The 11,898-nt window shown below is 56.0% G+C and carries 9 protein-coding genes; 3 read left to right on the forward strand and 6 right to left on the reverse strand.

What is annotated here, in order from left to right:
* Nucleotides 1-8: 8 nt before the first annotated feature.
* The 4 genes from silA to ACQG19_RS12725 are packed head-to-tail and all read right to left on the reverse strand — an operon-like array spanning nt 9 to nt 6,167.
* Nucleotides 9-3,149 (reverse strand): Cu(+)/Ag(+) efflux RND transporter permease subunit SilA, encoded by a 3,141-nt coding sequence (gene silA / locus ACQG19_RS12710; protein WP_246931753.1) that lies wholly within the window; start codon nt 3,147-3,149, stop codon nt 9-11.
* A gap of 10 nt (nt 3,150-3,159) precedes the next feature.
* Nucleotides 3,160-4,401 carry an efflux RND transporter periplasmic adaptor subunit gene (locus ACQG19_RS12715; RefSeq protein ID WP_246931752.1) on the reverse strand — a complete coding sequence of 414 codons (1,242 nt, stop codon included), beginning with the start codon at nt 4,399-4,401 and terminating at the stop codon, nt 3,160-3,162.
* 11 nt (nt 4,402-4,412) lie between these two features.
* Nucleotides 4,413-4,754, reverse strand: a complete 342-nt coding sequence (gene cusF / locus ACQG19_RS12720) for a cation efflux system protein CusF (protein ID WP_246931750.1) — start codon at nt 4,752-4,754, stop codon at nt 4,413-4,415.
* A gap of 27 nt (nt 4,755-4,781) precedes the next feature.
* A complete protein-coding gene (locus tag ACQG19_RS12725) occupies nt 4,782-6,167 on the reverse strand; it encodes an efflux transporter outer membrane subunit (RefSeq protein WP_246931748.1) in 1,386 nt (461 codons plus the stop codon).
* A gap of 162 nt (nt 6,168-6,329) precedes the next feature.
* Between ACQG19_RS12725 and ACQG19_RS12730 the strand changes: the two genes are divergently transcribed.
* Together ACQG19_RS12730 and ACQG19_RS12735 are read left to right on the forward strand one after the other, a co-directional pair.
* Complete coding sequence (locus ACQG19_RS12730; RefSeq protein WP_029883300.1) at nt 6,330-7,013, forward strand: copper/silver response regulator transcription factor; 684 nt, start codon at nt 6,330-6,332, stop codon at nt 7,011-7,013.
* A complete protein-coding gene (locus ACQG19_RS12735) occupies nt 7,003-8,442 on the forward strand; it encodes a Cu(+)/Ag(+) sensor histidine kinase (protein WP_246931747.1) in 1,440 nt (479 codons plus the stop codon). Before ACQG19_RS12730 ends, ACQG19_RS12735 begins: the two co-directional genes overlap by 11 nt.
* Here ACQG19_RS12735 and ACQG19_RS12740 read toward each other — a convergent pair.
* Nucleotides 8,428-9,339, reverse strand: a complete 912-nt coding sequence (locus ACQG19_RS12740) for a LysR family transcriptional regulator (protein WP_246931745.1) — start codon at nt 9,337-9,339, stop codon at nt 8,428-8,430. The two genes, ACQG19_RS12735 and ACQG19_RS12740, sit on opposite strands and share 15 nt — an antisense overlap.
* Before the next feature lie 117 nt (nt 9,340-9,456).
* Here ACQG19_RS12740 and ACQG19_RS12745 point away from each other — a divergent pair, with 117 nt between their 5' ends.
* The gene (locus ACQG19_RS12745; protein ID WP_426725920.1) at nt 9,457-10,866 is read left to right on the forward strand and encodes an MFS transporter; all 1,410 of its coding nucleotides are present in this window, start codon (nt 9,457-9,459) and stop codon (nt 10,864-10,866) included.
* Between the two features lie 36 nt (nt 10,867-10,902).
* On the opposite strand, the gene ACQG19_RS12750 is transcribed toward ACQG19_RS12745, so the two are convergent.
* Nucleotides 10,903-11,898: a DUF2891 domain-containing protein gene (locus tag ACQG19_RS12750; RefSeq protein ID WP_246931741.1), complete on the reverse strand. Its 996-nt coding sequence runs from the start codon at nt 11,896-11,898 to the stop codon at nt 10,903-10,905.

Consider the following 11,898-nt stretch of genomic DNA (forward strand, 5'->3'; position numbering starts at 1 on the left):
GGGTCTGTTTATTGCTTTTTATACCTGCGCAACCAGATAAGCTTATACGCCGCCGGAATGATAAACAGCGACAGCAGCGGCGCTGTTATCATCCCGCCAATCATCGGCGCGGCGATCCGACTCATAACTTCTGACCCCGTGCCGGTTCCCCAGAGTATGGGCAGCAAACCCGCGATGATAACCGCCACCGTCATCGCCTTGGGTCGGACACGCAGAACCGCGCCATGGTACAGGGCGTCATCCAACGCTTGTGCGGTGAATGTCTCCCGTCGGGATAAGGCCGGGTTCGCTTCGATGGCATGACGCAGATACATCAGCATCACCACGCCAAACTCGGCGGCCACCCCGGCCAGGGCAATAAACCCGGTGCCGGTGGCGACAGACATATGGAAGCCCTGCCAGTACAGGAACCAGATCCCCCCGACCAGAGCGAACGGCAGACTCATCAGGATCAGCAAGGCTTCATCAACGCGGCGGAATGCCAGATACAGCAGAATGAAAATAATCATCACCGTCATCGGCACCATCAGCTTCAGTTTCTTATTGGCATGTTCCAGCAGTTCAAACTGACCGGAGAACGACACGCTGGTTCCCGGTCTCAGCTTCACGTTCTGGCTGATGGCCGTCTTAAGGTCATTGACCACCGACACCATATCCCTGCCGCGGGCATCAATATAGATCCAGCTGGTTGGTCGGGCATTTTCCGTTTTCAGCATCGTCGGGCCGGAAACGACACGTATGTCCGCCACATCCCCCAGCGTGATTTGCTGCTTCATCGGGGTCAGGATCGGCATCTCTTGCAATGCCTGCGGGCTGTTCCGGTAGTCCTGAGGATAACGGATATTGATCGGGTACCGGGCCACGCCCTCAACCGTTTCCCCTACTGTCTCGCCACCAATGGCGGAGGAGACAAACAGCTGCACATCCCCCACCGTCATACCGTAGCGGGATGCTTTTTCACGATTAATATCCACATCAATGTAACGCCCGCCTTCCAGCCGCTCTGCCAGAGCAGACACCACGCCGGGTACGGTTTTGGCAACCGCTTCAATGCTCTGCGCCGTGGCGTCGATATCCGACAGAACGGTGCCTGACACCTTGATACCGATTGGGCTTTTAATCCCGGTAGAAAGCATGTCGATGCGGTTACGGATCGGCGGCACCCAGAGGTTAGCCAGACCCGGCAGACGGACGGTTTTATCGAGTTCGTCAATAATCTTGTCAATCGTCATCCCGGGTCGCCACTGATCCTCGGGTTTCAGTTGAATGGTGGTTTCCACCATTTCAAGCGGTGCGGGGTCCGTTGCAGTCTCTGCTTTACCGGTCTTGCCAAATACAGACGCCACTTCAGGAACGGTTTTGATGAGCTTGTCTGTGGTCTGCAGCAGCGCAGCCGCTTCAGCTGGAGAAACGCCCGGCAGTGTTGATGGCATATACAGCAGATCGCCTTCGTTGATCTTCGGCAGAAACTCGCCGCCCATCTGACTCAGCGGCCAGATAACCGTGAAGATCGACAAGGCCGCCACCAGCAGGGTTGTTTTTGGCCAGTGAAGCACCCGCAGCAGCAGCGGATGATAGGCTTTAATCAGCAGCCGGTTCAGCGGGTTACTGCTCTCGGCAGGAATTTTCCCCCGGATCCAGAAGCCCATCAGAATGGGAATGACGATAATGGCCAGCGCGGCTGCGCCTGCCATGGAGTACGTTTTGGTAAAGGCCAGCGGACCAAACAGACGCCCTTCCTGACCTTCGAGGGTAAAAATAGGGATGAACGATAAGGTGATGATCAGCAGGCTAATAAACAGCGCGGGGCCAACTTCAACGGAGGCGTTAGTGATCACCTTCCAGCGGGTCGCGTTATCAATCTGCTCGCCAGGGTGCTGATGATCCCACTCCTCAAGCCGTTTATGCGCGTTTTCAATCATTACGATGGCGGCATCCACCATCGCCCCCACGGCAATGGCGATCCCGCCCAGGGACATAATATTGGCGTTCAACCCCTGGAAATGCATGACGATAAAGGCAATACACAGGCCTAGCGGCAGAGAGATAATCGCCACCAGCGCAGACCGCACATGCCAGAGAAACAGCGCGCAGACGATGGCCACCACAATAAACTCTTCCAGCAGTTTATAACTCAGGTTATCAATGGCCCGGTCAATCAGCTGGCTGCGATCGTACGTGGTAACAATCTCAACACCTTCCGGCAGGCTGGCCTTCAGCGTCTCCAGTTTATCTTTTACCGCGGTAATCACTTCACGCGCGTTTTTACCCGAACGCAGGATCACCACGCCGCCCGCGACCTCTCCCTGCCCGTTAAGCTCGGCGATCCCGCGCCGCATTTCAGGCCCGGTTTGTACGCGAGCAACATCACGCAGATAAACCGGTACTCCGTTCTCGCCGGTTTTCAGGACGATGTTATTGAAATCATCAATGCTCTGAAGATAGCCGCTGGCCCGAACCATATACTCTGCTTCCGCCATTTCGACCGATGAGCCCCCTGCTTCCTGATTAGAGGATCCCAGGGCCTGCTTCACGTCTGCCAGACTGATGCCGTATTGCGCCAGTTTCAGCGGATTGACCTGGATCTGATACTGCTTCACCACCCCGCCTACCGAGGCCACCTCCGCCACGTTCGGTATGGTTTTCAGCTCAAATTTCAGGAACCAGTCCTGCAAGGAACGCAGTTCGGACAGATCGTGTTTACCGCTGCGATCCACCAGCGCATATTCAAAGATCCAGCCCACGCCCGTAGCGTCTGGCCCAATTTCCGAACTGACACCAGCAGGCAGCTTCCCCTGAACCTGATTGAGATATTCCAGAACGCGCGAGCGGGCCCAGTAGAGATCGGTCCCGTCTTCAAAAATGACGTACACATAGGAATCACCAAACTGTGAAAACCCACGCACGATCTTCGCACCCGGCACCGACAGCATGGTCGTGGTGAGCGGATACGTCACCTGGTTTTCGACAATTTGCGGTGCCTGGCCGGGGTAGCTCGTTTTAATAATCACCTGAACATCAGACAGATCGGGTAAGGCATCCACCGGCGTATTGATGATGGTCCATGTTCCCCAGACGCTAAGAAACAGCGCCCCCATCATCACCAGAAAACGGTTGGCGACGGCGCGCCGGATAATCCATGCAATCATCGTCGTCTCCTCAATGGCCTGAATGATTCTTTTCAGGCTGACGCATACGCTCCAGCGCACCGGTAATATTGGCTTCGGAATCAATCATGAACAGACCGCTAACCACCACCGACTCCCCTTCGTTGAGGCCGGATCCTACGGCGGACTGCTGCTGGGATTCGTGCAGAACGTGGATCTGCTTCGGCACAAACCGCCCTTCCGCATCAACGGTGATGACCCGCTGTTCTTTACCCGTATCGATAACGGCCTGGGAGGGGATCAACAGCATCTCCTGGCTTTGGGTGTTCAGCTTCAGATATGCATTCATGCCCGGCTTAAGCCGTTCGTCTTTGTTGGAAACCTGCAAGCGAACCTGCAGCGTACGGGTGGCAGGATCGACGCTTGGCAAAATGTTCCATTTTTCAACGTGAAACGATGTATCCGGGTACGCCGGGACCGAAATGTCAAACTGCGAGGAGTCTTTCAGCAGATACGCGATGGATTCAGGTATGGCCGCGCTGATCCACACCGGATCCATCCCCTGAATCTGTGCCACAACCTTATCTTTCGAAATATTCATCCCGGTACGCAGGTCAAAGCCGGTGATCACCCCGTCAATGGGGGCTTTGATGGTAAACCGGGTCTGGACCGTGCGGGTCGAGCGTAACCTTTGAATATCCGCTTCCGGCATGCCTGCCAGACGAAGCCGTTCAAGCACCCCTTTCAGCTGCGTGGGCGTGCCACCGGTGCCGGACAACAGGAGGAACTCACTCTGCGCTTCCACCCACTCCGGAATAGTAATGTCGATGAGCGGCGTGCCTTTCTTCACACGATCGCCTGTCGTCAGGGGATACACTTTCTCCACAAAGCCTTCGGATCGTGCCTGCACAATCACAAACTGATATTCGTTATAACTGACGTTGGCCGGGAGGGTCTGGGCATAATTCAGCGTGCCGCGGGTCACTTTTTGCGTTTTTAATCCCAGGTTCTGAACCTGCGTCGGATCAATACGGATACCGGCACCGTTTTTATCGTCATTCTCATCTGCGTATTTAGGTACCAGATCCATATCCATAAACGGCGATTTACCGGGTTTATCGAATTTAACGTCGGGCTTCATCGGGTCATACCAGAAAAGCACCTTTCGTTCCGGCGGAGTATTTTCTGTTTTTTCGGCAGCATAAATATACTGCCACGCCGTCACTGCAATCAGCCCTCCCGCAAGAAGGCTGCCGATTATCATTGCAGCATATTTAACCTTTAACGATGCCATGCCGTGTCTCGCTATTTAATGCTCTTGAGTAAAGAGATATTGCCCTGCTGCACAAAAGAAAAATTAACGCGGTTGCCGACTTTTACGGCCTTAATACTTTCGTCTGCGTCAGTAAAGGTGAAACGCATGGTCATGGCGGGCCAGCCAATTTCCGGGATGGCTTCATGAGCGATCGTTACCTTTTTGTTTGTGAGATCAATGTCCTTTACGATGCCAGTCCCGGAGACAACCTGCTCTGTGGCCCCTTCGCTGGCAGCACTCATCTCTGCATGCTGATGAACCTCGGCCTGCAGGCCGGCAGAAAAAATCATGGAGATCGCACCGAATACAACGGCCTTCATTGAATTACGCATATTATTTTCCTGTTGAGTTAATTAAGGTTATTCGACCCAACCGCCGCCCAGCGCGGTGAAGAGATTAATTTCATTAACCTGTCGGGCATAAATAAGGTCGAGAATGTTTTGCTGCGTGGAAAACAGCGCGCGTTCCGCGTCTAATACTTCGATATAACTGACCGCACCGCGGGTATATAACCCTCTGGCACGCTGCAGGGTGATGTTTAGCGAATCAAGATACCGCTGTTGCGCAGCAAGCTGTTGGCTGAGGCTGTCCCGCAGCGCGAGCGCGTCGGCGACCTGTTTAAAGGCGGACTGAATTTTTTGTTCGTAATTTACAACCGACTGCTGCTGGCGAATTTCGGCCAGCTTCAGGTTGGCTTTATTCCTGCCCGCATTAAAAATGGGAATGTCTATTTTAGGAATAACGTTCCACATGCCGCTGCCGGACGTGAAGAGGCCAGATAATTCCGTGCTGCCCGTTGAAAGCCCGCTGGTCAGGGAGATGGACGGGAAAAAGGCAGCGCGCGCCGCGCCAATATTCGCATCGGCCGCTTTAAGCTGATACTCCGCCTCCATAATATCCGGGCGCTGCAACAATATTGCCGATGAAAGATGGGGCGGCAGTATTACCGGCGCAATATCGCTGGCGTTCATTCCGCCGTCGCCAGGTAGCGCGCGATACGTTCCGAGGACCAGCTGCAGGGCATTATTAGCCTGTGCCAGCTCCCCCTCTCTTTTGGCAATTTCTGCCCGGGTACTTTCGATCTGCCCCCGGGCCTGTTCCAGCGCCAGCACGTTCGTGCTTCCCGTCACCAGCTGTTGCTCAACGAAGGCGTAAGACTGCTGATAATTTGACAGCGTATCCCGCGCGATACGCAGCTGTTTGTAGGCCAACTGCTGGTTGAAATAGCTCTGGGACACATTAGCGACAAGCAAAATATGCACGGCACGACGGGCTTCTTCGCTGGCGAAAAAGTTTTGTCGGTCGGCATCGCTCATGTTCTTTAGCTTGCCAAAAAAGTCGAGTTCGTAGCTAAGCGCAAGTCCCGCGTCGTACTGCTGGGAAGTGGGTTTGTCACTCTTAAGCCCCCCGCTGTAAGTGATGCCCGAGGAGGCGTTCAGCTGAGGATAACGATCCGCATCCGTCACGTTGAACTGCGCCCGGGCCTCTTCAACCTTCAGCGCGGCCATTTTTATATCGCGGTTGTTCTTCAGGGCCTCTGTAATCAATCCCGCGATTTGCGGATCGACGAAGACGTTGCGCCAGCCGGTGTCCTGATACATGCCCTCCACGGGCGTCAGGCTGTTACGCGACAGCGAAAACTGCTGGGGTACCGGTGACGTCGGGCGCTGGTATTCAGGGGCCAGCGAGACGCATCCTGTCAGGATAAATACCGTAGTGATGCTTAGTCGTTTTAGCAGGAACATAGCGGTTCAGATGAATTCCAGAGTATTTTTAGGGCTACTCTACTGAACGCGTCCTGTTTGACGGGTGACAGGATAATGACAATGTTGTCATTTATGGCGTAAGTCATTGTTAACGGTCGCGGGTGCAATAGAATGTGCTGAGCAGCCAGTCGGGGAAGCGTGATGAAAATATTGATTGTTGAAGACGAAATTAAAACCGGTGAGTACCTCAGCAAAGGGCTTACGGAAGCGGGCTTTGTGGTGGATCGCGCTGACAACGGCCTGACCGGCTACCATCTCGCCATGACCGCCGATTATGACCTGCTCATTCTGGATATCATGCTTCCTGATGTGAACGGCTGGGATATCATCCGCATGCTCCGCTCTGCCGGAAAGGGAATGCCGGTCCTGTTGCTGTCGGCTCTCGGCACCATTGAACACCGGGTGAAAGGCCTGGAACTGGGGGCGGATGATTACCTGGTTAAGCCCTTTGCCTTTGCTGAATTGCTCGCCCGGGTCAGAACGCTGTTACGACGCGGCAATACGGTGATCGCCGAGAGCCAGTTTACGGTGGCAGATCTGAGCATCGACCTCGTATCAAGGAAGGTAAACCGCGCCGGAAACCGCATTCTGCTCACCAGCAAGGAGTTCAGCCTGCTGGAGTTTTTTGTTCGCCATCAGGGTGAAGTGCTGCCCCGCTCGCTGATTGCCGCGCAGGTCTGGGATATGAATTTCGACAGCGACACCAACGCGATTGACGTCGCGGTGAAGCGGTTACGCGCCAAAATCGACAACGATTATGAACCGAAGCTGATCCAGACGGTACGCGGCGTGGGCTATATGCTGGAGGTTCCGGATGCAGAGTAAGCCCGCCAGACGCCCCTTCTCCCTGGCTATGCGCCTGACGTTCTTTATCAGCCTCTCCACCATTCTGGCTTTTTTCGCGTTTACCTGGTTTATGCTCCACTCCGTTGAAAAGCACTTTGCCGAGCAGGATATCAGCGATTTGCAACAAATCAGCCGCGCCATGCACCGTATACTGCAATCGCCCGCGGATCCGGATGAAAAGAAAATCAGCAAAATAAAAGAGTCGCTGGCCAGCTATCGCAACGTTGCCGTCCTGCTGCTCGATCCCCGTGGCAATGTGCTCTTCAGCTCACAGGGCGAGGCCATCCGGCCAGCGGTGAATACTGCGGATTTCAGCGCCCATCGCCGCGCGCAGGATGTGTTTCTTTGGTCAGTGGAGGACGCTGGCAAGGCGATGCACGCCGGGTCCGACATGAAGATGGATACATACCGGATTATCGCCTCGTCCGGCACGGCGACATTGCAGGGAAAAGAACAACATTATGTCATGCTGATCGGCCTCTCCATTAATTTTCATCTTCACTACCTCGAGGCGCTGAAAAAGAACCTGATTGCCATCGCGGTGGCGATCAGCCTGCTGATTATCCTGCTCATTCGCATCGCGGTACGTCAGGGACACCTGCCCCTGCGTAACGTCAGCAATGCGATAAAAAATATCACCTCAGAGAATCTGGATGCGAGGCTTGAGCCGTCGCGGGTGCCGGTTGAGCTGGAGCAGCTGGTGATCTCGTTTAACCACATGATTGAAAAAATTGAGGATGTCTTTACCCGTCAGGCAAATTTCTCTGCCGATATCGCCCATGAGATCAGAACCCCGATCACCAATCTGGTAACGCAAACGGAAATTGCGTTAAGCCAGAACCGCTCGCCGAAAGAGCTGGAGGATGTGCTGTACTCCAGCCTTGAAGAGTACAACCGGATGACCCGCATGGTCAGCGATATGCTGTTCCTGGCCCAGGCGGATAATAATCAGCTGATCCCTGACAGGGTAACCTTTGATTTGAGCGCAGAAGTGATGAAAGTCTTTGATTTTTTCGAGGCCTGGGCGGAAGAACGCCATATCACGCTGCGTTTTAACGGCACGCCCTGCCTGATAGACGGCGATCCGCAGATGTTCCGGAGAGCCATCAATAACCTGCTCTCCAATGCCCTGCGCTATACGCCGGACGGAGAAACGGTGACCGTGTCGGTAAGCGAAAAGGAAAATGCGTGCGAGCTGATCGTTGCCAACCCCGGCAAGCCGATCCCTGAGGCGCATTTGCCCCGGCTGTTCGACCGCTTTTACCGGGTGGATCCGTCCAGACAGCGAAAAGGCGAAGGCAGCGGGATCGGCCTGGCGATTGTGAAATCCATCATCACCGCGCATCACGGCAACGTGCGTGTGGAATCCGATGCTGTGTCGACCCGTTTTATATTATCGGTGCCGTGACTGATGGCACACCGCTAGCACCTTCTCTCTGAGCCACCGGTGGCCCGGATCCTGTTCCATCCGCGGGTGCCACATCTGCGATACGGTAATGGTCCGGGTGTTGAACGGCAGTTCAAAGATGTGCACGTTCTCGCTCATCGGTTGATTGAGCAGATACAACGCCGGGACCATCGCAATCAGATCGGACGCCAGCGCCACGGATAAGGCCGTCGGAAAACCGGGCACTACGCTGGCGATTTTGCGTTTCATCCCCCGCGCGGCCAGGGCATCATCAACAAAACCGTGTGATGAGCCATTTGGCGCGGTCACCACATGACCCCAGGCGACATAATCCTCAAGGCTGACTGCTGGCAGCGCCGCCAGTGGATGCCCTTTGCGCACCGCGCCTACAAAGCGGTCCTCAAAGAGCCGCTGCAGACGAATTTCGGGCCCCATGTTGCTCTGCACACCAATTTCCAGGTCAACCAGCCCCTCCCGCAGATAACGCGACGTTTTCTCCGGTTTTGGGGCAAAGCGGATGCAGACATCCGGCGCCGCTTCCGCAACGGCCGCAATCAGCAATGGGCCAAACGCCACCACAAAGCCATCATTGGCTCTGACAGTAAACACCCGTTCAAGATTTTCTGCCCGGAAGGTGTCCGTTGAAGGCTGTAGCACCGCCCTTGCCTCATGCAGCGCATTTCTGGCGCGATCCCGGGTGGCTTCGGCCCACGGAGTCAGCACCATCTGACGCCCGGCCCGCACCAGAATCGGATCGCCGGTGACCTCACGAAGTCTGCTCAGCGTGCGGCTCATGGCTGAGGTGCTCAGGTTAAGACGCCGCGCCGCCCCCGCCACGCTGGCTTCAGCCAGCAGGATGTCGAGCGCGACAAGCAAGTTGAAATCAGGATCGGTCACAAAACCTCCTCATACAGGGCGTTTGATGCAACGTATAAGTGCAAATGCTGCGTCTTCCGCCCTGTATAACCCATTACTATAGTGTCGTCATCAACATTCTTGCCTGGAGATAACACGATGACGCTCTTTTCAAACCAACCCGGCGACGAAGGGTTACCGGGACATGAACGCGCCCGGGTGATGGCTGCGGTGATGACCACCACGTTGATGGGCGTCTTCGATGGCACCATGATCAACATTGTCCTGCCATCAATGGCCAGCGCGATGCAGGTGCCCGCAAATGTCGCAGTCTGGTTCGCTAACGGTTACCTGCTGTCTGCGGCAATGACGTTAGCCATCTTCGCCGCACTCGCCGCGCGCGTGGGTTACCGCCCGGTGTTTCTGGCAGGACTGGCTACGTTTACCCTGACCTCGCTCGGCTGCGCGCTGGCAACAACGCCGGAAATGCTGATCGGGATGCGTATTTTGCAGGGTATCGGCGGCGCGGCCACGCTGAGTATTGCCCCGGCGATCCTGCGCTCGGTATTCCCGGGACGGCTGCTTGGCCGCATTCTGGGGTTACACGCCCTGCTTATCGCCGCCAGCACCGCCATTGCGCCGGTGCTGGGTGGAACAATACTCGACGTACTGAGCTGGCAATGGCTGTTCGCGATCAACATTATTCCCGGCACCGTTGCCCTGATGCTGGCCTGGAAAGCGCTGCCGCGGGCGACGGCCTCTGATAGGTCCCCGTTCGACGTGCCCGGTGCCCTGTTGTCCGTGATCCTGCTGGGGTCGATGATCATGGCGGCAAACAGCGTAGAGAATAGAGCGCACGCCATCAGCACCGTTTGCTGGGCATTTGTCGCCACGGTCAGCCTCATCGCTTTTGTCTGGCATATCCGCCGTGCCCGGAGCCCCATCCTGCCGCCGGTGATATTCAGCAACGGACGGTTTACCCTCGCCGCGCTAACCTCGCTGGCCTCGTTTGTGAGTCAGGGCATTACCTTTATCGCGCTGCCGTTTCTGTTTCAGAGCGTGTACGGCTATAGCCCGGCGATCTCCGCTTTACTGTTCACCCCCTGGCCGATAGGTATCGTACTCATTGCGCCGCATGCGGGCCGTTGGGCAGACACGATCTCCGCCCCGTTGATCTCCACGCTTGGACTGATGATTTTTGTCGTTGGGTTGATTTTGCTGGCGACGCTGCCTGCCAGCCCTTCTGCCTGGGATATCTGCCTCAGGAGCCTGGTGTGCGGCATCGGCTTTGGCTGTTTCCAGAGTCCCAATAACCGTGAAATGCTCTCTAACGTTGCCCGGGAGTACGCCAGCTATGCATCCGGGGTGTTGTCCATCGTCAGAACGTTCGGCCAGTGTCTCGGTGCCGCCGTGGTGGGAGTTTTGCTGGCTGCGACCGCAGGGTCAGATCATCAAATGCTGGATGACGGTGCCGTTCATCTTGCGCTGTGGATCGCGGTGATCGCGTCAACTGCGTCAGTATTATTTAGCGTTAGCCGACTGCGTCGCGCTCGACAGGCTACGGCATAAATGCCAGGGCAGCGTCCTGCGACGCTGCCCCCATATTTACTCCAGCGCCAGCAGCGCAAAACTCGCCAGCCAGTGCCCACCGCTGTAGTGGCTGCCGACAACATGCTCGACGCTCGCCGTCAGGTGTTTCGCCACCGCATCACGCAGCGCCTGCTGCGCCGGATGATCCTCCGGCAGCGCACTGGCAATATGCTTCATGCACCAGGCGCGGCTGAGGTTTAATCCGTCCAGATGCGCAATTTTGGGGTCGGTACGGTCGCTCACTTCTGCCGGGTTCATCAGCGCTGAAACAGCCCCGATATTCGGCAGAAACGCGTCGAACCAGGCCGGGAAATTCTCCGCGACCTTGCTCATCAGCAGAGCCTCTGTCAGCGCGCCGGACACATACTCATCACCACCCGGTTCATAGTGAGCCGGATACTGGGTATCCGCGTGATAAAACCGCGTCGCCGCCTCCAGAATGGCACTCTCCAGCGCGTTATCTTCCACCGCCCGGGCGTAATCGATCCCCAGCGCGAGGGCAAACGCGGTGTTGTAATGCGTGCCAACCCGGATCGGGTACGTCAGCTTACTGAGGTAATCCACCAGACGGTTGCGAATGTCCTGCGTTAACGGCGCAAGCGTCTGATACCAGCCTGCCGCCTGCGGCAGCGATGACTGTTTCAGCTCCTGGGCCAGTGCCAGCAGCCAGCCGTAACCATACGGACGCTCGAACGAGGCGCGGAACGGCGCGTTGAAATAGGCCAACTCCTGCGCCACGTTTTCTGGCGTGAGATGGTCGGCAAACAGCGTGATAATGTCATCCCGGCACGACAGTTCCGGGTAGAGGCGCAGGCAGCGCAGCAGCAGCCAGTAGCCGTGTACCGCCGAGTGCCAGTCAAAACAGCCATAAAAAATGGGATGCAGTTCGCGCGGCGGCAGGACGTCCCCGTCATCATTGAGCAGATGCATAATGTGGTTCGGGTATTCCTGGCGCAGATAGGTCAAAGGCATTCTGGCAAAAGCATCAGCCTGGTGTTGCGTTAATTCCAT

Source organism: Enterobacter cloacae complex sp. 277I4 (assembly GCF_050031465.1).
Taxonomy (GTDB): Bacteria; Pseudomonadota; Gammaproteobacteria; order Enterobacterales; family Enterobacteriaceae; genus Enterobacter; species Enterobacter cloacae.

Coding starts and splice junctions, on each gene's coding strand:
- ACQG19_RS12750 (WP_246931741.1), bottom strand. CDS start 11,898: ATGGAATTAACGCAACACCAGGCTGATGCTTTTGCCAGAATGCCTTTG.
- ACQG19_RS12745 (WP_426725920.1), top strand. CDS start 9,457: ATGACGCTCTTTTCAAACCAACCCGGCGACGAAGGGTTACCGGGACAT.
- cusF (WP_246931750.1), bottom strand. CDS start 4,754: ATGCGTAATTCAATGAAGGCCGTTGTATTCGGTGCGATCTCCATGATT.
- ACQG19_RS12730 (WP_029883300.1), top strand. CDS start 6,330: ATGAAAATATTGATTGTTGAAGACGAAATTAAAACCGGTGAGTACCTC.
- ACQG19_RS12715 (WP_246931752.1), bottom strand. CDS start 4,401: ATGGCATCGTTAAAGGTTAAATATGCTGCAATGATAATCGGCAGCCTT.
- silA (WP_246931753.1), bottom strand. CDS start 3,149: ATGATTGCATGGATTATCCGGCGCGCCGTCGCCAACCGTTTTCTGGTG.
- ACQG19_RS12735 (WP_246931747.1), top strand. CDS start 7,003: ATGCAGAGTAAGCCCGCCAGACGCCCCTTCTCCCTGGCTATGCGCCTG.
- ACQG19_RS12725 (WP_246931748.1), bottom strand. CDS start 6,167: ATGTTCCTGCTAAAACGACTAAGCATCACTACGGTATTTATCCTGACA.